The sequence below is a fragment of the Arthrobacter sp. 05N33_2 genome (assembly GCF_056397425.1).
On the sequence record NZ_JBFTNJ010000002.1, the window covers coordinates 1 to 25,092 of the forward strand.

Here is a 25,092-nt window from a genome sequence, read left to right on the forward strand (position 1 = left end):
GTCGACGGCTACCTGCACCCGGGCGAGGCGCCCGGCATCGGCGTCGAATTCAACGAAGAAGCCGCCGCCGCGTTCCCCTACCAGCAGGCCTACCTGCCCTACAACCGCCTCGTCGACGGCACCGTCCATGACTGGTAACCCGACCACGACCGGTAAACCGTCCACGACCGGCAACCCGGGCAAGACCGGTGAACTGAAGGCCGCGGGTCCCGCCCGCCGCCACATCGTGGTGATGGGCGTGACCAGTTGCGGCAAAAGCACCGTGGGCGCGGCCATCGCCGACCGCCTGGGGGCGGAATTCCTCGACGGCGACGCGCTGCACCCGCAGTCCAACATCGACAAGATGGCCTCGGGTACCCCGCTGGACGACGACGACCGGGCACCCTGGCTGGCCGAGGTCGGCAGGCGCTTCGCGGCGTCGGATTCCGGGCTGGTCATCGCGTGCAGCGCGCTCAAGCGTTCCTACCGCGACATCATCCGCAGCGGGGACTCCTCCGTGGTGTTCGTGCACCTGCACGGGACCCGGGAACTGCTCGGCAGCCGCATGGCAGCGCGTCCGGGCCATTTCATGCCGCTCTCGCTGCTGGATTCGCAGCTCGAAACCCTGGAAGAACTCCAAACCGATGAAGCGAGTGTTGTAGTGGATATCGCCACGCCAGTGAACCAGATCGTTGACGACACTGTTGCGGCCCTTGACGGGCTGCAGGGCGGAGCCACCCGGTTGCTGGTGGACCTGAAGGCCGCGCCGTTCAACCTCGACGATGCCGCGATTGCGTGGGTGGAGTCCACCATCGGCTCCATGTCGGACGAGGAAAAGATCGGGCAGCTGTTCATCAACCACAACAACGACTACTCCCCGGAATACCTCGACGGTGTCCTGGAGCAGTATCACGTGGGCGGCATGCGGTACCGGCCGGGGCCGTCGGCCGAGGTGCAGGAGCACATCCGGTACGCGCAGTCCAAGACACGGGTGCCGCTGCTGATCGCATCGAATCCGGAAATGGGCGGCGCCGGCAGTTGCGACGACGGGACGTTCGTCTCGACCCACCTGCAGGCCGGCTCGCACCCGGACAAGGGCATCGCCCGCCAGATGGGGCGCGTTGCCGGGGTGGAGACCGCCGCGCTGGGCTGCAACTGGGCCTTCGCGCCGATCGTGGACATCCACTACAACTGGCGCAACACCGTCATCTCCACCCGGGCCTTCGGCAACACCCCGGAGATCGTGGTGGAGCGGGCCAAGGAGTACTTCGACGGCATCAGCGAATCGCCCACCGTGTGCGCCATGAAGCACTTCCCCGGTGACGGCCTGGACGAGCGGGACCAGCACGTGGTCACGTCCTACAACACGTTCGGCTACGAGCAGTGGAACGAGACCTACGGGCACGTATACCGGGAGATGATCGGCCACGGCGTGCAGTCCATCATGGTCGGGCACATCGGCGCACCGGACCTGTCACGGCATTTCCGCCCGGGCCTCGCGGCGGGGGACATCCTGCCCGCGACCCTGGCGCCGGAACTCCTCCAGGACCTGCTGCGCGGCGAGCTCGGCTTCAACGGGCTGATCCTCACCGATGCGTCCCAGATGATCGGCCTCACCCAGGCCATGAAGCGCAGCGAGCTCGTCCCGGCCACCATTGCGGCCGGGTGCGACATGTTCCTGTTCTTCCGGAACCCGGCCGAGGACTTCGGGTACATGCTGGACGGCTACAAGTCCGGGGTCATCACCGAAGCGCGGCTGCATGACGCGCTGCGCCGGATCCTGGCCCTCAAAGCCTCGCTCGGACTGCACAAGGCCGCGCGGGAATCCCTCGTCCCGCCGGCGGAGGCGCTGGCAAAGATCGGCAGCGAAGCGCACTTGGCCATCGCCGCCGAAATTGCGGACAAGACCGTGACCCTGGTGAAGGACACTGCGCAAAACCTGCCCATCACACCGCGGACGCACAAGCGGATCCGGCTGTACGGCATTTCCGGCGGCTCGGACTTCACCATGGCGGATCCCCTGGCCTACCTCGATGTGGTGGCCGCGGAACTGGAGCGGGCCGGTTTTGAGGTGCACCTCTTCAAGACGGCGGCGCAGCGCAAGGCGGCAGGGGAGGAAGGCGTGAACTTCATGTCCGTCATCTCCGAGGAAGCCACCGGCGACTACGCGGACAAATATGACGCCGCGTTCGTGTTTGCCAATGTGAAGGGCTTCGCGCAGGAGGCAGCGATCCGGATCAAGTGGTCCACGCCGATGGCCGCCGAGATCCCCTGGTACACCACCGAGGTCCCCACGGTGTTCGTCTCGCTCAACCAGCCCAACCACCTCATTGACGTGCCGATGGTCAAGACCGCCATCCACGCCCACGCGGGCACGCCGGCAGCCATCCGGGCCGCCATCGAGAAGATCCAGGGCAAGTCGGAGTTCCAGGGCACGTTCAACGAGAACGTCTTCTGCGACRCCTTCGACACCCGGCTCTAGATCGTTTCCCCCCGAATCTAGGGGTTTTAGGGCGCGCTCCCCGCGGTCCTGACATCCTCGGTCCGCAGGGAGTCCGCAGGAATCCGCAAAGCCTCATCGAGGAGTCCCGCGGCAGCAGCCCTGGTGCGGTCCTCCGCGGTGGGCCAGAGGTGGGCGTACGTGTCCAGTGTCGTTGTGGCCTTGGCATGCCCGAGCGCCCGCTGGACGGTCACGACGTCACACCCTGCGGCGATGAGACCGGAGGCGTAGAAGTGGCGTAAGTCGTGCAGTCTTACGCCCTCTACACCCGCAGCTTTGACTGTCTTGCGCCACCATCCACCAGCCGTGTTTTGTGCCGGCGGAAGCCCGTTCACCGGGCCAACGAACAACCAATTCTCGGGGCCACGGACGCCGACGTTCTGAACATGGGATGCGAGAATCTGAGCCAGGCCCTCTGGGATGAACACCACACGCTCAGACCCGTATTTCGGGGGAGTGATCGCGACAGTGCCGGGGAGTGAGCGCTGAATCTGCCGCTGGACGCTGAGCGTACGCCGGAGAAAGTCCACGTCTCCGAGCTGTATCCCAGCAGCTTCGCCCAACCGGAGCCCCGCGAACGCGCATAGCGCGATGAACGGCCTGAACCACTCCGGGGCAGCATCCAGGATCCGCCCGACGTCAGCCGGGGCCGGTATCGTCATGGCCGCTTCAGCTTTCCTTACTCGGGGCAGCGTGATGCCATCCGCTGGGTTGGCAGCAAGAAGCCGGTCTTTCACGGCCCCTCGGAGGATTGAGCGGACGTTGCTGTATCGCGTCTTCACCGTCCCGGGCGCAAGCCCGTCAACGCTCATCTTCTTTACCCATGACTCAACGTGTGAGCGCTTCAGGTTGCGGAACTCCACATCCCCAAACGAGCATGAGCGCACAGCCAGGCTCATTGCCTTCGAAGTGCCGGCGGCCCAGAGCTGCCGACGTGCCCATTCCTCGAAGAACGAGTTGAGCGTGGCGCGGCCTGACTTCGGATCAATGTATGAGCCTGTGACCACCGAAGCCGTGACCTCATCGAGCCACTTCTGAGCGTCTATCTTCCGCGTGAAGTGCCTGGCATGCTCTCTGCCTGTATCGTCCCGGTAGCGGGCACGCCAAGAGCCATTGTCACGCTTCTGGATGCTTGCCATGCACCCTCTCCCGCATGCCGTTTTCCGAACTTAGCCTGGCGTCTATATCAATCCGCTCCAGTTCCTCGCGCTCGTCGGGGGACACGTCCGCGACGAAGTTGTCCCATTCGTCAAGCAGTTCCTCCAGCTCAGATTCGGTCGTCTGGGCTAACGCCCGATGAGATTCGAGCGTTCTGATCGTCGCATTGAACTGCATGAGCATGCTGCCAAAATGCGACGCCGTAGCGGAACTTCTATCGAGCGGAAAAAGGGACTGTATGGGGATCCCGAAGATCCCTGCTAGGACCGCAGCCTCGCTGATTGGCGTAGGGCGGTCGCCGCGTTCGATCTTGGCAACCATCGTCTGCGTTGCCTTGACTCCATTGGCAGTCATGAGACGGGCCAAGTCTTCCTGAGTCCAATCCGCAGCGATTCTGAAAGACCGCACGGCGCCACCGAATGCAGTTTTGGCAAGCTCACCTAGGTCGGGCTGTTTCTTCTCATTCTCCACAGAACTAACCGTACATTCTCAACGGGGTTGACGCCACTRCCAATCGTGAGCAACAATAGTCGTAGAGGGACTAGAGAATAAGTTCCCAGAAAACTAGGAGGGGACATGGCCCAAGGAGTCACCAAGCTGCTGACCCTGGCTGAAGCTGCCGAGCGGTTGCGGAAATCGCCGGCACAACTCCGCTGGATGATCCATGCGGGGACGGCGCCAAGGTCGGCGAAGATCTCGAATCGGCGCCTGTTCCGGGAGTCTGACATCGAGGACTACATCAACCAGGCGTTCGAAACGGCGGCCTGATGGCAACCACGGTCCGAAGCATAACGGGCACGGCGCCGATTAGTTTCGATCTAATCGGGCCCGACCAGATGCTTATCGCGCTGGAAGACGGTTCTCAGCAGGTTTACCGACGGGCTGAAATCGTCGCGGCGCTCGGAATCGCCACACCGGCTGCTGCATGGTCCTCGGGCTACTGGCACGGAACCTCACACGCTGGACCGCTGACAGACGAAATCGTAGAAGCGAAGAACCCGTACAACCACTAGGGGAAACGCCAGCCTGGGGGCAAGGCGCGCGCCATACCTAAATCTCATTGCACAAAAAATGGCCCTGAACCTTGCAGTTTGCGCTGCCAAAATTCAGGACCACTAGCAAAACACTACCCACCACAGATAGGTCTTGATCATTTTGTCTTTCACCACCGTACCGAACAATGCCGTAGAAGTCACGCCTGAAGCTGCAAACAGTCTCGCCGTGAACAGCCCGAAGCGTCTCACGATTGAGCAGGCGCAGGCCCTCTACGGACTCATTCAGACTTTCCGGCCCGACTGGGACCGCCCGACCGCACTCCGGCAGATGCAGACCACCGCTCTCTACAGCGAGTTGGCAGCAGCCGACGTCGTGCGCGTGTTCATCGACGCCGCCACAGACGACGCCGGCAGGCCCTTCGAGTCATTCACTTTCCCCGGACACAACCCCTGGCCCGCCAACCCGGAGGCCAACTAGCAGCGAACAGCCGGGATGGCCTGAGCAACCATCCCGGCGCCGCCGCCAGCACGAAACGACACCTGACAAAACACTTAGGACGCACATTGTCTCAGCTCATTGACCCCCGCAAATTCCGCCATGGATGGCCCGATCACGAGTACGACCGATACCTGAACACTGGCGACCCGCTGCGGGCCTACTGCGGCAAGTACCTCCCCGCGGAACGCATCCGGTGCACCAGCGTCTGCGACACGCCCCTACCGGCCTGCCCCGACTGCACGACCGCATGGGCACGTATCAACCAGAAGGCGGCAGTATGACCACTCCTGACTACTTCGCCGCCGAACTCTACGAAGATGAGAACCCATCCAAGCTGAAGTCAGCGTTCACCGGCTCATGGCTGCTGGAACAGGTGTTCCCCCAGCTCGTGTACGTCGTGGATGGCATCATCCCCGAAGGGCTCACGCTCCTTGTCGCGGCTCCGAAAATCGGTAAGTCCTGGCTTGTGCTGGGAATCGCCATTGCCATCAGCACCGGGCAAAAGGTGCTCGGATGCATCACCACCAAATCGGCGCCGGTACTGTACCTGGCGCTCGAAGACGGGCCGCGGCGCCTACAGTCCCGGCTTCTGACCCTCGGTGTCACCAGCCTCAGCGGAAACCTGAACTTCATGACCGATGTTCCCCGCGGCGACATGGTTGCCACCATCCGCGAATTCATGGAGCTGCACCCCGGTAAGAACCCCGTTGTCATCCTCGACACGCTAGGTAAAGCCATGCCGTCCGCATCGGGAGGGGAAACGCAATACGACCGGGATTACCGCGTCATGGGCGCCTTGAAACGACTCTCAGACGACAACCCCGGATCCAGCGTCATCATCGTCCACCACACACGGAAGATGGACGGCGCCGACTTCCTGGACGCCGTCAGCGGCACCCAGGGTATCGCCGGGGCAGCAGACACCATCCTGTTGCTGAAGCGGTCCAGGCATGAAACGCAGGCACAGCTTCAAGTCACGAGCCGGGATGCTGCTGAAGGTGAATACATCCTTGAACAGGCCGGCACCGGCAAGTGGGTACTTGCCGGCGGATCCCGGGCCGAAGCCGCCAAGGCTGCGGTAGACGCTCGGACGACTGACGGGGTGAACGACCGCATGGCCGAGGTCATCGCCCAGGTGAACAAGTACCCCGAGGGAACCAAGGCTAAGGACGTCGCAACCCTGCTGCATCTGGACGACTCACAGACACGCGTGTACCTGCGCAGGGCAGTCGAAGCAGGCCGGATCTCCAACCCATCAAGAGGTGTCTATGCCCCTGTTACAAGTGTTACAAGTGTTACTTCCCTCTTGAGTGAGGACGACGAAAGTTACACAAGTAACACATGTAACACCCCCTCTGAATGGGGAGGGGAAGCGGCATGACCGACGCCGAAAAGATCGCTGCACTCGCCCAGCAAGTCACCTATTGGCGGAACCAAGCAACAGCACTGAATCAACTTCTCCAGGCCACTAGGAATACCCCCGAACGGCACCACGGGCGCACCACCCTCCACCGGGACCCGACCGGCAACCAGGCAGCCGCCGCCGTAGACAAAGAACGCAAAAACAGGAAGGCAACCTAATGGCCTACGAATACACAGAGAAGGTCCTAGAACGCTGGGACTACCCGGCGCAGGCGGCGCTGTATCGGGAGAAGTTCCTCCACCAGCAGCAGGAAGCCAACCACTGGCGAGGCCGCGCAACAGCCGCGGAAACGCAGCTAGCGATGTACCAGGCACGAGAAAAAACAATCCCCTCAATGAAAGCAGGACACTGACCATGGCAGGACTCGACGACCTCTCCCGCGGCGAACTCCCCGGCATCCTCAAGCGTCTCCGGATTCTAGAGACGGCTTCTCCTTTGCAGAATGCGTCCATCGGCGAGGGTGGTCTACGCGTCCACTCCGGTGGTGTGATTACCATCGAGAACGGCGGGCTCAAGGTCACTGGCTCCATTGACGTCATCGGGGAGCTGATCGCATCCGGGATCCTGACCTTCACGGGGACGCTCACCCAGGAGGGCGAGTCCACCTTCACCGGGGCCACTCACTTCGAAGGCGACACTGACGTTACGGGCCAATTGGACGTAGACGGCCCAATGACCACCACCGGCACCCTCTCGGTCGAAAACGTGACCACGCTCAAGTCGGACCTCAACGTCACTACCGGCAAGGTCAAGGTCGGATCCGCAATGACCCTCGACCCGTCCGTTTCATCCGGCGCACTCGTGTTCTCCAATGGCGCCCAGGTGTTCACCGACGCGACGACAGTGCAGATGTTCAAGGGCGGCAGCGTCGTACAGATCGACAGCAGCTCAGCGAAACTCCAGGCCACTGGCGGCTACGTGAACGTTGACAGCGCCGGAGTGCGCATCGACGGCCCGCTACGCAACAGCAGCGGCGCGACGATCAGCGGCGTAACCGCCAACGTCTACATGGACCCCACCACGGGTGCCATCAAGCGGATCGTCTAGAGATGACCCTCCCGGAAAACCGCAGGCCATTCCGCGCCCCCATGCATCTCCACCAAAAGAACCTCGAAGGGTCAGCTGCAACATTCGTCGTTCCCGCCATGCTCACACCAGCGAGTGGACGCGAAAAGGTGGACGGCGTAGCTATCATGCGCGGCGGGTTCTTCACGGGCGTCCTCACCCTCGAAGACGCCCGCCGGATAGCCGATAGCATCCACGACCTCCTCGACGCCGTGGAACCCGCATGACCAACCAGGAGGAAGCATGACAGCTCCACAGAGGCCACCAGCGGCCTACATTCATGGCGTGGGCGCCCCGGTCGTCGTCATCCCCGCAAGGGTCTGTGCGTGGCTGGAACGGCACGCCCGCCTCAATGAGGTAAGGATCCTGGAGCGGGGCGCCGATCCAGAGGTTGATGCAGTCCTGGTCGCTCTCCGACTAGCTGCACTTACCTGGCGTACTACCGCGACCGGAACCCCAGTACCGCCAAAACCGGAAGCCCCCACAGACTCAAATCAATGGCTCAGCACCACACAAGCCGCAGACATCCTCTACATCACCGACCGCGCAGTCCGCCTCGCGATCCAAGAAAACCGCCTCAAAGCAACCAACGTCAACGGACGCTGGCGCATCACCCGAGAAGACATCCAACACTTCAGAGCGGCCAAAGCCGCCACAGCAGCATAAGGACGAACAAATCATGGGAAACCTCACCGGATCCAACACCCCGCAGGCGCTCAAAGCCATGGCCCTCATCGGCGAACACAACCGCAGCATCGACTACATCCGCAACAACAAGGACCTCACCCCCGAGGGCAAGACCAAGCAGATCGCCGCCACCTACCTTCAGTACAAGCGGCAGGTCGCCGCGCTCGAAGCCGAAGACAAAGCCGCGCGTGCCAGCAAGGCCGACTCCCTGCGCCGCTCGCTGTTCGGGCTCGCCGGCAGCAGCGACGCCAACGCGACCATCAGCTACCGTGACGCCCAGGACCGGGTAGCCGCCATCCAGGACGAGAACCAGGCCCTCGAACTGCTCGACCGGGCCGACCTCTCAAACGACGAAATTCTGACGAAGGCCATCGTCGGGAAAGCCGCGGAATTCGGCTGGGGCAACCTGGTCAGCTCGTACACAGCCAAACACCCCTACTACGGGTCCAAACTCCAGGAACTGGCCAACCTCCACGCAGATGAGAACAACATCGAAGGCATCATGAACCACGCCATGAGCTACAACCTCAGCGCGCCGGCAGAAGTTGGACGGTACAGCGACAGCACCATCGAAAACCTTGCAACCGGGTAGGTTCTTCGCTTGGACCGGCCGGCACGTAGAGGCGCGATTCGACCCAGACAGCGCAAATCAACATGAACGGATGGATTGTGACAGTCGTAGAACTGACGGCGCTACTAGCGGAACTGCACCCGGACGCCAACGTATTGCTCTGGGGTGGTTACTCGGGCTACGCACGCCTCGCCGTGCAGCAAGGTGGATCCGACGAAACGGTCCTTCTAGAAGTGATCTGACGTTGGTCGGCCGGGTAAGTCGAGCTTGCCCACTGTCTCGATAATCCGAGAGACACGCGACCCCATCACCCTCAAATGGTTCAAATCGATTGAGTACTCACCGTCGGTTAGCCCAAACGCCAATCTGGGTACGRGTTGCTCTGGAGTTTGCTCCACCTCACTCCGCGAGACAGGGGACATCGTCGGATCCGACATCGCGAGCACGGCGTATTCCACGATGCTGAGCGAGCTGCCGGGATCGAGAGCCTGATTTCCGGAGCTGAAGCTGGGCGCGTACGTGAATCCGGATGGAAGCGATGGCCACGTGAATTCTAATGAACGTTCTGGAGCCAGGACTGTTGCATGCAGAGAGCGGTGCTTCTGCGAATTGGCTAATTTCCACAGCATAAAGAGTGTGTTGTCAGGGTGGGGCTCATGGTCGTCCTGCTCCCGGCGGAGCGCGATTGCCGCTTCTGGCCACGCAGTCGGCAGTTTCCTGTCCAAGAGCTTTTGCCATGCATCATTTCCCGCCTTTTCCCCGGTGTAGGGAAGTATCGGGAAATACACGCCAAGGGCCTTTGGATGCGCACCACTGCCTCCGCCGGCGACAAATATCTGCCAAGCGACATGATCCAAAGCTGACTGCGCATTCGAAAGGAAGTCAGCTACGCAAAGTGAGAATTCGTCGTCCGGAAGGGTCTCGACACGAAGAAACCAGCCATCCAAGGCAAGCTCCGGATCTGACTCCCAAATAAGTTTGTAGCCTTCCTCCTGCTTCCAGATCTGAAGGATGGCCATTGCGTTCGTTAGGTGTGACTTGGCGCGTTCAATCTTCAGCCGCGCGCTGGTGAGGTCGATCATTTCGCCATGTTCTCACGCCGCGCCATCGCGTAGGAGACAGCCACAAGCTACTTGAAGAGCCCACCTTCACCATTGTCGAGTGGTAGGGGCACCCACCCCCACCCCCACCCCGCAGTCGCACCTCCGGCATAGCGACATATTTACCCCCGCGCTCTCAAACGATGAGCCCTTGAACGGCCCTCAGAGGCCCGTATTGCCCTGTCGTGGCGCGATACGGGCCTCTGGCGCACGCGGGTTAATGCGCCCCTTTTGAGGCTCTTAAATACCCGCCTGTGGCCCCGGTTTTGAACCTTTTTCTACTGCCCCGAAACGACGGGCATTATCCGTAACAAGAAAGAAGTGATGTTTATGGCAGTGCCGAGAGGACTAAAAGCGGCAGGTAGAAAGCTGTGGGAGGTTTCCACGGCAGAGTGTGACTTCGCCGTGCATGAGCTGTCGATTCTCGAAGAAGCGTGCCGGGTTCGGGATCGGATTACGGAGCTAGACGCCGCGGTGAAGTCTGACGGGCTGATGATCACCAGCTCCCAGGGCGCCAGGGTCCACCCCGCTGTTGGTGAAGCCCGCCAGCAGCGGCTAGCCCTTGCCCGCTTGCTGGCGACGTTGCAGATTCCCGGCTTGGATGATGAGTTGCCGGCGGCTCGCCCCGTCCGCGGCGTGTACGGAGGCCGCCGTGGTTAGGCGGAAACGGCAGACCGCGGAGGGTTTGCCACCCCCCAGGCATCTTCTACCAGACGCGGTTGGGCCGGATCCGCTCGCGTGGCGTGACGCGCGGTTTGAGTGGGCCCGGCAGCACCAGTGGCCCCCGGGGAAGATCGGCTACCTCGAGTTTTTCCGTGAGACGAGGGACACATACTTGGCCGCGTTAGGGCGCGACTAGCGCCACCCTCCAATCAGCAACTGAGTAGCAACACCACACGCAGCCCGCTCATGGCGGGCTTTTTTGTACCCAAAAACAGAAGGAAAAACTAATGCCTTTTCAACCGGAAACAGCAAAACTAAATATGGTAGACGGGGATCTTATAGCCCCAGAGCCTTCGGGTGGGGATGACACCGTAGCGTTGAACTCTTTGCTTGCCTTCAGCCCCGGCAAGACCATTAGGCTCCGGACAAACCGCACGTACAAGATCAGCGACACCCTTGTCGTTCCTTCCGGGACCACCGTCGAAGGATCTGGCGCGACCATCGACTGCACGCCGATGCCGAACGGAACGTTCTTTGGTGAACGTCCCGCGTTCCTATCGGTGGGCACCACCGACGCCGGAATCAGCATCGCCAACCCAATCGGGCAGTGGACCACCACCGTCACCGGCATTACCAGCACTGCCACGTTTGTTCCTGGCGACCTTGTCGTCATCTTCAACGCCGAACAGCCCGTCCCTGGGATGACGCGCACTGACCGAGATAAGGGTGAGTTGCGGATTGTGAAATCTGTAGACTCCGCAACGCAGCTCACGTTCGCTACCGGATCATTGCAGGGCTACAACGTGGCTTCCACAACCATCCGGCGGATCAACCCCGTCGAAAACATCACGATCCGTAACCTCAAGATCAAGATGAGCGGTACAGGATCCAGGCACAACGGTATCCGTGTGGAATACGGACGAAACATCATGACCGAGAATGTCCTCATCGACGGCGCCGCCGAAACCGCAATCCAGTACACCGCAACATGGAACGGCGCCGTGAAGGGCTGCGACATCCGCAACTCAGACGACGGTTTCGTGGGGTACGGCATCGCCGCGATGGACGGCTCACGTCACCTGAAGCTTTCCAATAACCAGTTCTATAACTGCAAGCACTTCATTGCCGGCGGCGGGCGCTGGCCTACCGTGTTCGTCGATGTCCGGGAGAATCATGGCACGTACTCATTCGGCGCAGCCTATGAGGGTCACGAGTCAACGTTCTACTGGAAGTTCACCGGCAACACGGCAGTGGACGTCTTCTCCGGCATCCTAGCCCGCGGCCAATACATCACCGTTGAGAACAACGAAGTGGTGAACTGTGAAACCCACGCCTACAAGGCCGACACGTGGGACCACGTCACCGAGCAGCGCGGCATCAAGTTCATCAACAACGTAGCCATCCGCGCCACGATGGGCGGGCTATGGGTAGATGGTGGGCCGGACGCGGCGGGTGGCCTTGTTTGGACTGACGCCGGCTACACCACGGACCCCAACGGTGCCTATAAAGACGTCAACGCACCATGCCTCAAGATTGATGTGGAGGTAAAGGGGAACACGTTCACGGACTGTGGGTCAAACCCGCTGCTGGTGCGCCACTTCCAAGGCGCGACGGTTGAGAACAACAACGTCAACGGCAGCACCGGCTCCACCGCCCACGGCATCTACATCCTCGGCCTTTCGGGTACGCAGTCGAACCGGGCCATTGTTGCCGGGAACACCATCCGCGACACCGGGGCGGACGGCATCCGATACGAGTACGTGGACGGCATCACCCATACGGGCGGCGCAATCAACGGGACCACCCAGCACGGCATCAATGTGCAGACCTGCAACCGCACCAACTTCAGCGGCGCCACAGTACGCACGCCAGGATGGGCCGGCATCCAGATAGTCGGCGGTGTCGGGCACGCCATCTCCACCCCCTACATCAGCGGTGGCGGCAACGCATCCTACGACGGTGTGCGGGTATCGGGCGCGGCTCACGCCAGCGTCAACGGAGGCTACATCGCCTCGGCGCGCTGGGCGGTCTACACCACCACGACGGACTACGTCATCGTCAGCGGCGTSGACGCGAAAGACTCCGTGCAGGCCGGAAAGATCAGCGTGGACGCCACCAATAAGGTTGTCGTCGCAGGCAGCAACCTCGTCTAGTCAGAACGTGTGGCCCCGGACTTGCGCTCCAGGGCCACACTAGCGCCCTGCCCGCTTGCGACTTGCAGGGTGCGACAGAAAACCCCGCCAGCTACCCACGCTGGCGGGGTTTCCTAGACCGGCGCCGATTGCTGTCACACGTTCAGTCTGCTCGCTATTTGGTCACCGGTCCAGTGCGGTTACTGGTGACGGTTTTTGTCAGGTAGCCGCTTTTCCGTCCGGTGACAGCGATTGAAAGGCCTGAGCCGAGGTCTGCAGCGACAACTTTGTATGACCTCGCCGTTGCACCCGCGATGCTAATTCCGTTGCGCTTCCACTGGTATGTCCAGAGGTAGACGGTCGGTGTCCAGGCGCCGACTTTTACGTCAAGAGTTTGGCCGATTGCGGCGGTGGCAGCAATGACGGGTCTAGGAGCGGTCAAAACGTTAGTCGCTACCGGGACCGTTGCGGCGCTGGTCTTGTAGGTGTAGTTGTATCCGGTTTTGCTGGCAGCAACTCTGACGGTGATTGTCTTTCCGAGGTCAGCCGTCGTCAAGGTGTAGGTCGAAAGATTCGCACCAGTAATGACCACCCCGGACCGGTACCACTGATAGGACAGAGCTACAGGGGCCGGTGACCACAGCCCCGGGTTTGCGGTGAGTGTTGACCCGACACGGGCAGTGCCTGTGATCGTCGGAGCGACCCCAGCCAATGAGCCCTTAGCGACAACTGCCGTTACGGCAGAGTCCTTGGAAGAAGTTACATAGCCGGTTTTGGAACCAGTGACGCGCACTGCGATGGCCTTGCCGGCCTGCCCCGGGCCCAACACGAGGGTGGAACCGGTCGCCCCGGACACTACGAGACCGCCGGCGAGCCACTGGTAAGCGAACGTGGTGCCGGTTGTCCACGTGCCGGGGTTGGCTGTGAGTGTTTGTCCTACCTTTGCCATTCCGGAGACGGTGGGTATGCTGCCGGTCAATGGAGCGGGGATGTAGGCCACAGGGGCCGAAGCACTGGTCCATTCTCCCCAACCGAGCTGATTCCTGGCCCGCACCCGCGCAGTGTAGGTACCGTCCGGCAGATCGCCAGTGGACGCCTCTGTAGCGGTGGTACGGACCTTACGCGTGATGCCCGCGCCGGTGAACTCGGTCTCGTACTCCAGGATCCCAAGCAAGTCGCTGTGTGCTGCCCAGCTCGCCGTGACGCTGCCGATGCTTGCGCTCAGATTGGGCAGCTTGGCCCTCAGCGGCCGGGTTGCCACAATCACTTCACCTACATAATGCTCGCCGCCTATGACGTTTCCGTTGCCGTCTGCAATACCGCCCCAGGAGAGTCTAAGTTTGCCTCGTGCGTCGTTCAGGGGATCGTATTTCCCAAAAGGAATAGTGGCCCTAAATTTCGCGCGGTGAAGGTCTGTGGACGAGTTCGTGACGTACCGGCCCTGTCCGCTGGTTCCGCTGCGGATCCACATCATGGTCTGTGAATCACTAGGAATGCCAACACCATCATCCTGAGCTTCAGCCGTCACTACTAACTCGGCCGGCCCTGTGGTTATGTCGACAATTTTGGTGCTGAGGGAAGAAGTAACGACTGGCGCGCTTGTATCCGCGTTCGATAGAACGGTTGGGTAAACGCCAATGCCATCGTAATAGGTGCCATTGGTTCCGTGGTTGCCTGCACGGTCGTCGATGCTCGGAAGGAAAGTCCATTGGCCGCCACGGATGCCTTCCGGGAAGGTGAAGGTCGTCTCGTAAGTTCCATGGAAGATGTCTCCGGAGACGAGAGTCATAGCCTGGCCGGGGATAGGATCCGTCGGCTGCCACATAACTATGGGATCCAGCCATGGATATCCGGTCGCGACCCCGGACCCTTCATCCTTAACTTCTAGCCGCACAGTGACGTTGACTGGCCCGTCAACAACGTCAATAGTCTTTTGGGAAACCCAGGCGTTTAGGATGACGGGCGTTTCCGTATCATCGGCAGCTTGGGCCGGCTGGATACCGACGGCGGTAACCAATACTGCGGCGGCCATGGCGGCAGCGATACGCCGTGTCCAACGAGCGCTCGATGTGGTGCGGCAGGGTTTAGACACATGTCCCCCAATATCAAAAATTCGACTTTCAACTGAGAGAACTATGCCACGAAGCCGGGGAATTTCCGACGGTTACCTGATAGGTACAGCCGATTATGACCGGCACGGCATTGGGCATGGATCCGTGCCGTAGCGTGGAGCGCATAACCGATTCGGACTGTGGGATATTGAGGAGTATCGGCGGCGCCCCAAACATCTGCGCGGAATCCGCTGGGGAAACCGCCTGCCGGGATTCCTGCCCGTAAAAGAAGTCCACGCAAGTTGAGCCGCATGGGTTACGATTCCATCGGGCCATCGTGGCCAACTGATATTGGGGGGAATAATCGTGAAATTTGCGTTTCGCAGCGCCGCCGTGGCGGTTGTGCTCGCCGGGTCTTCGCTGATGCTCGTACCGTCGGCCAGTGCAGCAACGGTCGTAGAATCGACGGCCTCCACAAGGTGCGGGGCCGTAGTGTGGGCCGACCAGAGCGGCTGGGCTACTGGCACCAAGCTGAAATACCGCTGGTTTCGTAACGGTGTTCGCATTTCCGATATTTGGATCGGCGGCTACAAGACCCGGTCGGGCGATTGTGGGAAGACGGTAACTGTCACCGTAACCGGCATCAAGGCTGGCAAATCGGTCACCAAGACAGGTGGGACGTTCAACGTTCGGTCTCGAGCATTAAGTAGCCCAAACCAGTAGCGACGACTGGCGAGGGTTTCCGCCTGACGAGAGCGACGCGGATGGACGCAGAAGGGTTAGGCCACCCCTCTGCCTATGCCTTACTTGTTGAATACGACCCATTCGTGCCCTGTAGCACTCTTGTAGACAGAGCCGCCCCTGAACTTCTGGCGAAGTGTGCTGTTGGCTTTGGTCGGGTCAACCTTGACGAGGTCCGACTTCGGGTAGCCGAGGCGGCCGTCCAGTCCGCCGTACTTGGCCCACGAGGAAACGGTCACTAGGTGGGCGCCGTAAAGTTGGTGCCGGTAAATGTACGTGAAGCCGTAGTGCGCGTACCTCGTGACATGAAAGGGCATCCAGGACACCCCATCCGGACGCGTGAATTCAGGGCCCTCGGGGAAACCTAGTACCTGCGGCCCTCCCGCGCGGAAGTAGGCATTGCGGATGGAAGCCCTGAGGGCCACGTTCACATTGCCGTAGAACACCATGACTGAACCGTACTGGTAGTCCTGCATGGCATAGCTTCGCCCCTGCACTCCCGTGCCAAACTTCAGCGCCCCAACCTTGCTTCCCAACCAAGGGGACATGGCGCGCATAGGGGCGATTTGTCCGACATCAATGCCATTGACAATGACGGCTTCAGTACGTGTGGCTACGGGTGTCGGCGTTGAGTCGTCGCCCGCCGCATTCGCGGGGGCAACGAACCCGGAAAGCAGTGCTGCTGTCACGGTCGCCAATAGCAGTGATTTTTGACGGAACTTAGTTGTTTTGATCAATTCAGACATTCCCCCCATAGGTGATCCGCAAAGACTACATGAATGGCCCGACGGCGAAGACCCCTCAACCTGTTACTGGGCCCGGCGCTTATCTGACCGTCAGCCCCCCGCACTAATGTGCCTTCCGTGGTGAAGATAGACGTTGAAGCGGTGGGCGCGATGCTTGATGAGATGCTGGCGGATTCTGGCAGGTCACCTTTAGAGGAACTGGAGCCCGACTACGAGTACATGGAACCAGCACTCTACTGCACATGCCATTGTCACTAGCTCAGACCGTATTTAGGCTCGGATGTAGGCAAGTACCTCTTCACGCGAAGCCATGCCCATGTTGGGTGCGGGCGCCGGTACGACCAACGGATCCATAGCGTCCAGATATTGCGACACCGAGGACAGCCAGGCCGCGTGCGCTTCGCGCTCCTCACCGTCCAGCGTCTGGCTCACCGCCGTCATCCTGTCCAAGAAGGTCCGCATTTGCGCAACGCGGCTCCATGCTTGGAATCGATCTTCAAATTCGGCCCAATATCGCTTGTCTGGCTGGGCTGCGCCAACGATGCGCTGAAGCGCCGGCATATGGTCCTCGATGAGATGGCTGATGCGGAGCTTCTCCGCTTCCCGTTGGCCTCGCAACAGATAATCCACTTCGGTCATTGCGAACAGCCGCGAAAGCTGTTGCTCCACGGTATCTGCGCCTTGATCGCTCACCTCCCTGTAGCCCCACTTCAACTCCAGTTGCCCGGTTCCTTGGAAGTGGACCTGACGGTATTTGATCCAAAGCGGGACCTTGCTGCTGAATTTCTCTTCTCCAGACAGCCGCTTGGCGCCTCGCACTGGCACCTCACGAATCTTGACCTGAATCTCTTCGTTGGGCGGAAACAACTTGAGTTGTCCGCTGCGCAAGTCATGGTAATTTTTGTTGCCGCCGTCGCTTCTCATCTGGGATTTCCAGCCGCGGCGGGTCGCCTCGAGGCGGATCTGTAGGAGTATGCGCGCAACCCGCGTCACGTTCTCCGGAGAAACGTAGTGCCAGTCGCGATCTTTGATGTAGCCGCGGATGCCCGCGTCGTTTTTGATCCCACTAGTTGATGGCAGCGAATGTAGCGGCGTGTCTCGTAGCATATCGGCCGCGATTTCATCCCAGTTGCGTCCCGCAACGATCGCCCAGATGGGGCTTTTGTAGGACCCCACCGGATGGCTTTGCAGTTCCTGACCACGCAGTCGATCGGGGTGGCGATTGGCAGCGTAGACCAGGTTCTTGTACTCCTTGTTGTCGCGCTTGACATCCACAAATAGCACCCCGCCGGCCCGAGACACTGCTTCGATCAAGGCACCTGCGTCCGCGTACAAGCGTTCTGGGGCGAAGATGTTCTCCTCCAACCAGTCGCGACCCGCGTCAGTCAGCGAAACACTCCACGTTGCCCCCTTACCGACGACTGCGACGAGTCCGTGGTCAGCCAGTGCGCGAGATGCCGAGCGATGTGCGTACCCCTTCCAGATCACGTCTTCAGAACAACCGCCGTAGATCCACTTCAAGACCTTGATCTGCACGTCGGACGGTTTGAAAGTTTTCGACACCATGACCGCATTCTCGTTGAAATCGGGCTCTCAGAGTAGTCACCCTCTGGGCTTGCGAGTCCGCAGAAAGTCCGCAAGAGGTCCGCAAAAGCCCAAGATTGGGCAAACGGGCACAACGTCCAAAACCCCTATAACTCAACGAAAACAACACCCGTCAACTCTGCACTAGTACCTGAAATACGTTCAACGAGAACGTCTTCTGCGACTCCTTCGACACCCGGCTCTGAGCCGCGCTGCGTTTTTGACCTGACGCGGCGCAAAATACCCTGCGCTACGAGGATTCCCGTAGCGCAGGGTATTTTGCGCCGCGAAAGCCCGAAACCTGCGCGAAAAACCCCTCCCGCGGCACCCCGCGCAGGCGTAGCGTGGGGCCATGGAGAAGACCGGATGCGCGGTGGTGGGCGGTGGACCTGCGGGGATGATGCTGGGCTTGCTCCTGGCACGGGCCGGGGTGCGGGTGACGGTGTTGGAGAAGCACGCCGATTTTCTGCGCGACTTCCGCGGCGACACGGTGCACCCGTCCACGATCCGGCTCATTGACGAACTCGGACTCGGCCGGGAGTTTCGCCGGTTGCCGCAGAGCCGCCTGAAGAATGTCGTTTTCCCGGTCCCGGGCGGGGCGCCCGTGACCATGGGCGACTTTGACGCCCTGCCGCCGCCGTACAACTACATTGCCATGATGCCGCAATGGGATTTCCTGAGCTTCCTCGCCGAGGCCGCAGCCCAGGAGCCGGGGTTTACGCTGCTCATGAGCCACACCGCCACGGGCTTGGTCCGCAACGGAGGCCGTGTCCGCGGAGTCCGCTTCCGGACCGCCGACGGCACACAGGACGAGCTCCTGGCGGACCTGGTGGTTGCCACGGACGGCCGCCATTCCGTGCTGCGCACCGCGGCCGGGCTGGCGCCAAAGGAGTTCCCGGTGCCCTTCGACACGTGGTGGTTCCGGCTGCCCCGCTATCCCTCCGAAACGGGTGAGGTGGCCGGGCTCGTGCCGGCGTTCGGCCCCGGCGAGGCGCTGCTGGCCCTGTTCCGCAACGACTACTACCAAATGGGCTACCTCGCCGCCAAGGGCGCCGACGCCCGGATCCGCGCGGAAGGCGTCGAGGGCTTCCGAAGGCGGGTGGCGGCCCTCCGCCCGGATCTTGCGGACCGGGTTGACGCCATCGAATCCCTTGATGACCTCCACTGGCTCGACGTGCGGCTGAACCGGCTGCACTCGTGGCACATCAACGGGCTGCTGTTCATCGGGGACGCCGCGCACGCGATGTCCCCGGCCGGCGGCGTCGGAATCAACCTCGCCATCCAGGACGCGGCCGCCGCCGCCGAGTACCTTGCCCCCGCACTGCTCCGGGGCAGGGTGACCACGGCAGACCTGGAGAAAGTCGAGCGGCGGCGCCGGCTGCCCACCGTCATTGTGCAGAGCGTCCAACGGCTCATGCAGAGGGCAGTCTTCGGCCCGATCCTGACCGGGAAGCGGTCGAAGGCTCCGGCCGCGGCGTTGTTCTTTGCCCGGCACGTTCCGGTGTTCCGCACCATCATTCCCCGCTTCATCGCCTTTGGCCCGCGCCCCGAGCACGCACCGGCCTTCGCGCGGCGGGCCGAACCCCAGCCGCAGCCCTAACCGATGCGGTTAGCCGTGCGCCGTGAGGTAGCCGATCAGGCCCTTGACGGTAGCCACCGCCGGGTAGTCGCGCTCCGGAATGTCCACGCCGGTGGCCGTGTCGATCGTTTCCACGAGCCGCAGGAAATCAAGCGAATCGAGTTCCAAATCCTGGCGCAGCCGGGAGTCCTCGTCGACGTCGTCGAGTTCGACGTCAGGGGCCACCGCGCCGATCGCGGCGTGCACCGCCGCGCGGGCGTCCTGTTCGTTCATGGTTCCTCCGGTTTCCTGGCTTTGGGTGTCACAGGTGCTCCGGTTCCTGCAACAGCTCGTTGATCCGGGCGAGGTAACGGGCGCCGCGCAGGCCGTCGCTGACCCGGTGGTCCGCGGACAGCGTAGCGATGGCGGCATGCCGGACCCCAAGGAGCCCGTCCTGGGCCCAGGGCTGTTCCATCACCCGGCCGAAGCCCACCATGGCCACCTGGGGCGGATAGATCACGCCGTAGACACTGTCTACGCCGAGGTCTCCGAGGTTGGTCACGGTCAAGGTTGGATCGGCCATTTCGGCGCGCTGGAGACGCCCCGCACGTGCCCGGCTGACAAGATCCCGCAGCTGCTCCATGAGCACGTCCAGGGGCAGGGTGTCGGCGTCGTGGATTGCCGGGGCCACCAGACCGCCTTGGCGCAGGGCCACCGCGACGCCCAGGTGCACTGCCGCACTGGGACGGAAACCGCCGTCAACGTAGAAGCCGTTGACCTCGGGGACGTCCCGTGCCGCCAGAGCCGCGGCTTTTAGCAGGAGCGCCGACGGCACCAGCCGGCCGGCGACGGGCCGGTGCGCATTGACCGACAGCATCCACCCGACGGCGGTGCGCAGATCCAGCGTGGTGCTGAGGTAGTAGTGCGGGATGGTCTGCTTCGAGCGCGTCATCAGGGCTCCGATGGCCCGACGCAGGCTGGCAACGCGCTCGCGGGCTTCCGACGTCGGCCTCCCTCTAGCTGGTGTCTCCGGCGCTTCCAGTACGGCCGCGACGCGTTCCGGAGCTGGGGGTTCCGTCGCGGATGCAACCCGTCCGGGCTCCGAGGGACCCGGCGTTGGAACTCTGGCTGCTGCGCGCTGCACGTCGGCCACCGTCACGGCGCCGTCCGGGCCGGTGCCGGTCACGGTGGAAAGCCCGATCCCGAGTTCCGCGGCGAGCCGCCGCGCCCGCGGCGACGAACGCACCCTGCCCGTCCCGCCGGTCCGGGCCGCCACCGCGTGTTCGACGTCGGCGCGGGTGATGGCGCCGTCCTTGCCGGTGCCCTGGATCCTGCCAGTGTCCACGCCCAGCCGGTGCGCCAGGTGCCGCACGGGAGGGGCGACCGGGGGACCCGCCGTCGGCCCGACCGGCTCAGGGGGCCGCGGCGCGAGAGCAGCGGGTTTCGACGGCGCCCCCGCCGGGGGAGCCGCACGAACTGGAGCCCCGACCTCGGCAGGGGTCTGGGTGATCACGGCCAGCGGGGTTCCCACCGGAACGGTTTCRCCGATGCCCACCAGGAGGTCCGCCACGACGCCTTCCTGGAAGGACTCCACGTCCATGACCGTCTTGTCCGTGTCCACGACCGCCACGAGATCGCCGCGGCGCACATAGTCACCGCGCTTGACCAGCCATTCGACGATCTTGCCGTGCTCCATGTCGGCCCCGAGCGAGGGCATCAGGAAGTCACCCACCGGCGCCTACTGTTGCTTTGGCCGCGGCCACGATCCGTTCCGCGGACGGCAGGGCGGCGAGTTCCAGGTGCTTGGCATAAGGGATCGGCACCTCGGCGCTGCAGACCCTGGCCACCGGCGCATCGAGGTCGAAGAACGCCTGCTCGGTGATCCGCGCACTCACCTCGGCCGACAGGCTGCCGCTGCGCCAGCCTTCATCGACCACGACGGCCCGGTGCGTCCTGGTCACGGAGGAGAGGATGGCGGCGTCGTCGAGCGGGCGGAGCGTGCGCAGGTCCAGGACCTCGGCGTCGATCCCTTCGGCGGCGAGCTGTTCCGCGGCGTCGAGCACCACGGGCAGGGTCCCGCCGTAGGTGATCAGCGAGATGTCGTTGCCGGTGCGCCGGATGGCTGCCGTGCCGATGTCCACCGGGCCGGCGTCGTCGGCCAGTTCCCCGGGGACGTTGTACAGCGAGCCGTGCTCGAAGATCAGCACGGGGTCCGGGTCCTGCAGCGCCGTCCAGAGCATGCCGCGGGCGTCTTCGAGGGTGGCCGGGGCCAGGATCCGCAGCCCCGGGATGTGCGCGTACCAGCCTTCGAGGCTGTGCGAGTGCTGGGCGCCGAGCTGGCGGCCCGCACCGGTGGTCATACGGATCACGAGCGGGACGTGGAACTGCCCGCCGGACATGTGCAGCAAGGTGGCGGCATTATTCACGATCTGGTCGAGCGCCAGGAGGCTGAAGTTGACGGTCATGATTTCCACGATCGGGCGCATGCCGCCCAGGGCCGCGCCGATCCCGGCACCGACGAACCCGGATTCCGAGAGCGGGGTGTCGCGGATCCGGTCCGGGCCGAACTCCTCCAGCAGGCCCAGGCTGACCGCGAACGAGCCGCCATAGGCGCCCACGTCCTCGCCCATCAGGAATACGCGTTCGTCGCGGATCATGGCGTCGCGGATGCCCGCCCGTAGCGCCTCTCGGTAGCTCGATTTCATGGCGTGTCTGCGGCCTTCCCGGCAGGCTGCCCGGCTGTGCCCGCGCCAGTGGCTGTGCCCGCGCCGTCTTCGGCGCCGCGCTCGCTGTAGACAAAGCGGGTCAGTTCCTCCACCGGTTCCGGGGTTCCGGCCTCGGCGAACTCGACGGCGGCCGCGATCTCCGCCTGCGCGTCCGCCTGCAGCTGCTCCCACTCGGCGGCCGAGAGGTGGCCCGCGGACTCCAGCGCGGTCCGCAGCAGCGTGATCGGGTCCCGTTCCATCCACCGCGCCACCTCCTCCTTCGTCCGGTAGCGTTCGGGATCGAACATCGAGTGGGCCCGGAAACGGTAGGTCCGCAACTCCAGGAAGTGCGGACCGCCTCCTGAGCGGACGGCGTCCACCGCGCGGCGTGCACCCTCCTCGACGGCCAGGACGTCCATGCCGTCCACGGCCCACGCGGGGATCTCGTAGCCGGCAGCTTTGAGGGCGATGTCAGTCTGCGATTCGGAACGGGCCAGGGCGGTACCCATGGCATAGAGGTTGTTCTCGCAGCAGAACAGCACGGGCAGCTGCCACAGGGCCGCCAGATTCAGGCTCTCGTGGAATGCGCCTTCGGCCACCGCGCCTTCGCCGAAGAAGCACACCGTGACATTGGAGCGCCCCGCCATCTTGTCGGCCAGTGCCAGGCCGACGGCGAGAGGTAGGCCCCCGGCGACTATCGCGTTGCCGCCGAAGAAGCGGGTGGGGGCATCGAACAGGTGCATTGACCCGCCCCGGCCACGGCAGCACCCCTCAACGTAGCCGTACATTTCGGCGAGGATCGCCTCGGCCAAGACGCCCCGCAACAGCGCGTGCCCGTGCTCCCGGTACGTCGCGACGACGGCGTCCTCCGGTCCCAATGACGCCAGGACGCCGGCGGCGACAGCCTCCTCGCCAATGTAGACGTGCAGGAAGCCGCGGATCTTGGCTGCACTGTACAGCTCGACGCATTTCTCTTCGAGCTGGCGGACGCGCAACATCTGCAGCAGCAGGTGCTGGCCGTGGGCCGCGTCCAAAGGGCCTCCGCGTGGGCTCGCTGTACCGGTCATTTCGGTGCCTGTTCGGTGCTGGCCGGCTCTATGCGGGCCGGGTTTGGCGGGACCGGGGGCGTCTCGATGGTGGAGGTGTCGCCCTCGGGCAGGCCGAGCTCGCGGGCCTTGAGCAGTCGCCGGAGGATCTTCCCGCTGCGGGTCTTGGGCAGTGCGGCGGTGAAGTCAAGCAGCCGCGGCGCGACGGCGGGGCCCAGCCGCTTGCGGGCGAAGCCGATGATGTCCAGGGCCAGCTCCCCGGACGGTTCCCAGCCGGTCCGGAGTTCAACGAAGGCCTTGACCACCTCGCCGGCCACCGGGTCCGGGACCCCGATCACGCCGGCCTCGGCGACGGCCGGGTGCTCCATGAGGGAACTCTCCACCTCGAACGGGCCGATCAGGTGCCCCGACGACTTGATGACGTCGTCGCCCCGGCCCACAAACCAGTAGTAGCCGTCGGCGTCGCGTTTGGCGAGATCCCCGGTCAGGTACCAGCCCCCGGCGAAGCAGCGGCGGTAGCGCTCCTCTTCGTGCAGATAGCCGCGGAACATGGAGGGCCAGCCGGGCCGGAGGGCCAGTTTCCCCATGGAGTCGGGGTCCGTGACCAGCACCGCTTCGCCGTCGCGGATGACGGGCTTGCCGTCCGCATCCCGGGCCACGACGGCGGCCTCGACGCCGGGCAATGGACGGCCCATCGAGCCGGGCCGGATCTCGGTGGCGGCGTAGTTCGAGATCATGATGCCGCCTGTTTCGGTCTGCCACCAGTTGTCGTGCACCGGCTGGCCGAAGGCCTCCTGCCCCCACACCACAACCTCCGGGTTGAGCGGCTCGCCGACGCTGGCGACGAAGCGCAAGGCAGAGAGGTCGTGTCCTGCGGCGCGGTCGGCTCCGGCCTTCATGAGCATGCGCAAGGCCGTCGGGGCTGTGTACCAGACCGTGACTCCTTGCTCGGCGAGGATCCGGTACCACCGGTCGGCGTCCATTTCCTCCTCGTCCACGATGGCCGTCACGCCGTGGCTCAGGGGTGCGATCACGCCGTACGAGGTGCCCGTGACCCAGCCCGGGTCGGCCGTGCACCGGTAGACGTCTCCGGGTTGCAGGTCCAGGGCGAAGGTTCCGGTCGCGTGGTGGGCGGTCACGGCGTCGTGCACGTGTATCGCGCCCTTGGGAGTGCCGGTGGTGCCGGACGTGAAGTGCAGCAGGGCCATGTCCTCCGGCTGGGTGGCCGCGATCTCCCCGTCCGGCGGGGCGTGGCGCATGAGGRCGGCCAGGTCGAGGGTTCCGGGCTCGGGATCGCCGTCGGCGTCGATGAGCAGGACGTGGCGCAACTCCGGGAGCTGCCCGCGCAGCTGGACGATCTTCCTGCGGTACAGCGCCCGCGTGGTGACCAGCGCCCGGCCGGAGCCCAGCGTGAGGCGCTGCCGCACCGGCTCGGGACCGAAAGCGGAGAACAGCGGGCAGAACACGCTCGCGTTCTTGAACGTGCCGAGCACCGCGATGTACAGGGCGGGGCCGCGGCCGGTGAGGGAGAAGACCCGTTCCCCGCGGCCGACGCCAAGGCTGCGCAGGACGCCGGCGAAGCGGCTGGTCTGTTCGGCGAGTTCGGCGTAGCTCAAGGAGTGGGTGCTGCCATCGGCCCGGACGAACCGCAAGGCCTCATGTCCTGCCGTGCTGCCAGCCGCGTGCCGGTCCACTGCCTCGTAGGCGATGTTGAGGCCGCGGCCACCGGGGAGTCCGGATAGGGCTCGCCGGGCCTCATCCCAGGTGAAGGCCGCGCACGCCGCGTCATAATCCACCAGGTTCGGCCGGACCCGGAAACTGCCGATGTCTTTGGTGATCGCAGGCCAGCGGATGGATGGTTCGGTTCCTGCCGTCATGGTTCCATCCGA

24 protein-coding genes and 1 pseudogene are annotated in these 25,092 nt (G+C 63.3%); 14 read left to right on the forward strand and 11 right to left on the reverse strand.

Annotated elements, in window-relative coordinates; translation table 11 throughout:
* A pseudogene (locus AC1DHX_RS02865) lies at window positions 1-138 on the forward strand (bifunctional D-altronate/D-mannonate dehydratase); the annotation flags it as partial.
* Window positions 128-2,461, forward strand: a complete 2,334-nt coding sequence (locus AC1DHX_RS02870) for a gluconokinase, GntK/IdnK-type (RefSeq protein ID WP_476899844.1) — start codon at window positions 128-130, stop codon at window positions 2,459-2,461. The pseudogene AC1DHX_RS02865 and the gene AC1DHX_RS02870, both read left to right, overlap by 11 nt.
* A gap of 26 nt (window positions 2,462-2,487) precedes the next feature.
* Here AC1DHX_RS02870 and AC1DHX_RS02875 read toward each other — a convergent pair whose 3' ends face one another.
* Entirely contained in the window at window positions 2,488-3,618 is a 1,131-nt protein-coding gene (locus tag AC1DHX_RS02875; protein WP_476860007.1) for a tyrosine-type recombinase/integrase, read from the reverse strand.
* Window positions 3,596-4,108: a helix-turn-helix transcriptional regulator gene (locus AC1DHX_RS02880; protein WP_476860008.1), complete on the reverse strand. Its 513-nt coding sequence runs from the start codon at window positions 4,106-4,108 to the stop codon at window positions 3,596-3,598. The genes AC1DHX_RS02875 and AC1DHX_RS02880 overlap by 23 nt, the downstream gene beginning before the upstream one ends.
* Before the next feature lie 105 nt (window positions 4,109-4,213).
* Between AC1DHX_RS02880 and AC1DHX_RS02885 the strand changes: the two genes are divergently transcribed.
* The 10 genes from AC1DHX_RS02885 to AC1DHX_RS02930 all read left to right on the forward strand — a co-directional run bounded on the left by AC1DHX_RS02885 (window position 4,214) and on the right by AC1DHX_RS02930 (window position 8,898).
* The gene (locus AC1DHX_RS02885) at window positions 4,214-4,405 is read left to right on the forward strand and encodes a helix-turn-helix transcriptional regulator (RefSeq protein ID WP_476860009.1); all 192 of its coding nucleotides are present in this window, start codon (window positions 4,214-4,216) and stop codon (window positions 4,403-4,405) included.
* Complete coding sequence (locus tag AC1DHX_RS02890; RefSeq protein WP_476860010.1) at window positions 4,405-4,650, forward strand: hypothetical protein; 246 nt, start codon at window positions 4,405-4,407, stop codon at window positions 4,648-4,650. Before AC1DHX_RS02885 ends, AC1DHX_RS02890 begins: the two co-directional genes overlap by 1 nt.
* Before the next feature lie 208 nt (window positions 4,651-4,858).
* Window positions 4,859-5,110, forward strand: coding sequence for a hypothetical protein (locus tag AC1DHX_RS02895; protein WP_476860011.1), 252 nt, complete (start codon window positions 4,859-4,861; stop codon window positions 5,108-5,110).
* Window positions 5,111-5,408: 298 nt separating this feature from the next.
* Window positions 5,409-6,512, forward strand: a complete 1,104-nt coding sequence (locus AC1DHX_RS02900; RefSeq protein ID WP_476860012.1) for an AAA family ATPase — start codon at window positions 5,409-5,411, stop codon at window positions 6,510-6,512.
* A complete protein-coding gene (locus AC1DHX_RS02905; RefSeq protein ID WP_476860013.1) occupies window positions 6,509-6,712 on the forward strand; it encodes a hypothetical protein in 204 nt (67 codons plus the stop codon). Before AC1DHX_RS02900 ends, AC1DHX_RS02905 begins: the two co-directional genes overlap by 4 nt.
* Window positions 6,712-6,906: a hypothetical protein gene (locus AC1DHX_RS02910; RefSeq protein WP_476860014.1), complete on the forward strand. Its 195-nt coding sequence runs from the start codon at window positions 6,712-6,714 to the stop codon at window positions 6,904-6,906. Before AC1DHX_RS02905 ends, AC1DHX_RS02910 begins: the two co-directional genes overlap by 1 nt.
* 2 nt (window positions 6,907-6,908) lie before the next feature.
* Entirely contained in the window at window positions 6,909-7,601 is a 693-nt protein-coding gene (locus tag AC1DHX_RS02915; protein ID WP_476860015.1) for a hypothetical protein, read from the forward strand.
* Window positions 7,602-7,603: 2 nt separating this feature from the next.
* Window positions 7,604-7,846 (forward strand): hypothetical protein, encoded by a 243-nt coding sequence (locus tag AC1DHX_RS02920; protein ID WP_476860016.1) that lies wholly within the window; start codon window positions 7,604-7,606, stop codon window positions 7,844-7,846.
* A gap of 16 nt (window positions 7,847-7,862) precedes the next feature.
* Window positions 7,863-8,285 carry a helix-turn-helix domain-containing protein gene (locus AC1DHX_RS02925; protein WP_476860017.1) on the forward strand — a complete coding sequence of 141 codons (423 nt, stop codon included), beginning with the start codon at window positions 7,863-7,865 and terminating at the stop codon, window positions 8,283-8,285.
* Window positions 8,286-8,298: 13 nt separating this feature from the next.
* Window positions 8,299-8,898, forward strand: a complete 600-nt coding sequence (locus AC1DHX_RS02930) for a hypothetical protein (protein WP_476860018.1) — start codon at window positions 8,299-8,301, stop codon at window positions 8,896-8,898.
* A 206-nt stretch (window positions 8,899-9,104) separates the two neighbouring features.
* Here AC1DHX_RS02930 and AC1DHX_RS02935 read toward each other — a convergent pair whose 3' ends face one another.
* Complete coding sequence (locus AC1DHX_RS02935; protein WP_476899845.1) at window positions 9,105-9,959, reverse strand: hypothetical protein; 855 nt, start codon at window positions 9,957-9,959, stop codon at window positions 9,105-9,107.
* Window positions 9,960-11,017: 1,058 nt separating this feature from the next.
* On the opposite strand from AC1DHX_RS02935, the gene AC1DHX_RS02940 reads away from it, so the two are divergent.
* On the forward strand, window positions 11,018-12,793 hold the full coding sequence (locus AC1DHX_RS02940) for a right-handed parallel beta-helix repeat-containing protein (RefSeq protein WP_476863692.1): 1,776 nt from the start codon (window positions 11,018-11,020) through the stop codon (window positions 12,791-12,793).
* 154 nt (window positions 12,794-12,947) lie between these two features.
* Here AC1DHX_RS02940 and AC1DHX_RS02945 read toward each other — a convergent pair whose 3' ends face one another.
* From AC1DHX_RS02945 to AC1DHX_RS02955, 3 genes are all read right to left on the reverse strand, one after another.
* Entirely contained in the window at window positions 12,948-14,804 is a 1,857-nt protein-coding gene (locus tag AC1DHX_RS02945; protein WP_476860021.1) for a hypothetical protein, read from the reverse strand.
* A gap of 822 nt (window positions 14,805-15,626) precedes the next feature.
* Complete coding sequence (locus AC1DHX_RS02950) at window positions 15,627-16,310, reverse strand: LGFP repeat-containing protein (protein WP_476860022.1); 684 nt, start codon at window positions 16,308-16,310, stop codon at window positions 15,627-15,629.
* Between the two features lie 270 nt (window positions 16,311-16,580).
* Window positions 16,581-17,876: a hypothetical protein gene (locus AC1DHX_RS02955; RefSeq protein WP_476860023.1), complete on the reverse strand. Its 1,296-nt coding sequence runs from the start codon at window positions 17,874-17,876 to the stop codon at window positions 16,581-16,583.
* Window positions 17,877-18,246: 370 nt separating this feature from the next.
* Here AC1DHX_RS02955 and AC1DHX_RS02960 point away from each other — a divergent pair, with 370 nt between their 5' ends.
* The gene (locus tag AC1DHX_RS02960; RefSeq protein WP_476860024.1) at window positions 18,247-19,494 is read left to right on the forward strand and encodes an FAD-dependent oxidoreductase; all 1,248 of its coding nucleotides are present in this window, start codon (window positions 18,247-18,249) and stop codon (window positions 19,492-19,494) included.
* Window positions 19,495-19,503: 9 nt separating this feature from the next.
* Here the strand turns inward: AC1DHX_RS02960 and AC1DHX_RS02965 are convergent, their stop codons facing one another.
* The 5 genes from AC1DHX_RS02965 to acsA are packed head-to-tail and all read right to left on the reverse strand — an operon-like array spanning window position 19,504 to window position 25,080.
* Window positions 19,504-19,746, reverse strand: a complete 243-nt coding sequence (locus AC1DHX_RS02965; RefSeq protein ID WP_476857639.1) for an acyl carrier protein — start codon at window positions 19,744-19,746, stop codon at window positions 19,504-19,506.
* A gap of 28 nt (window positions 19,747-19,774) precedes the next feature.
* On the reverse strand, window positions 19,775-21,184 hold the full coding sequence (locus AC1DHX_RS02970) for a 2-oxo acid dehydrogenase subunit E2 (protein WP_476860025.1): 1,410 nt from the start codon (window positions 21,182-21,184) through the stop codon (window positions 19,775-19,777).
* Window positions 21,177-22,157 carry an alpha-ketoacid dehydrogenase subunit beta gene (locus AC1DHX_RS02975; RefSeq protein WP_476850483.1) on the reverse strand — a complete coding sequence of 327 codons (981 nt, stop codon included), beginning with the start codon at window positions 22,155-22,157 and terminating at the stop codon, window positions 21,177-21,179. The genes AC1DHX_RS02970 and AC1DHX_RS02975 overlap by 8 nt, the downstream gene beginning before the upstream one ends.
* Window positions 22,154-23,224, reverse strand: a complete 1,071-nt coding sequence (pdhA, locus tag AC1DHX_RS02980; RefSeq protein ID WP_476860026.1) for a pyruvate dehydrogenase (acetyl-transferring) E1 component subunit alpha — start codon at window positions 23,222-23,224, stop codon at window positions 22,154-22,156. The genes AC1DHX_RS02975 and pdhA overlap by 4 nt, the downstream gene beginning before the upstream one ends.
* Complete coding sequence (gene acsA, locus AC1DHX_RS02985) at window positions 23,221-25,080, reverse strand: acetate--CoA ligase (protein ID WP_476899846.1); 1,860 nt, start codon at window positions 25,078-25,080, stop codon at window positions 23,221-23,223. Before acsA ends, pdhA begins: the two co-directional genes overlap by 4 nt.
* Between the last annotated feature and the right edge of the window lie 12 nt (window positions 25,081-25,092).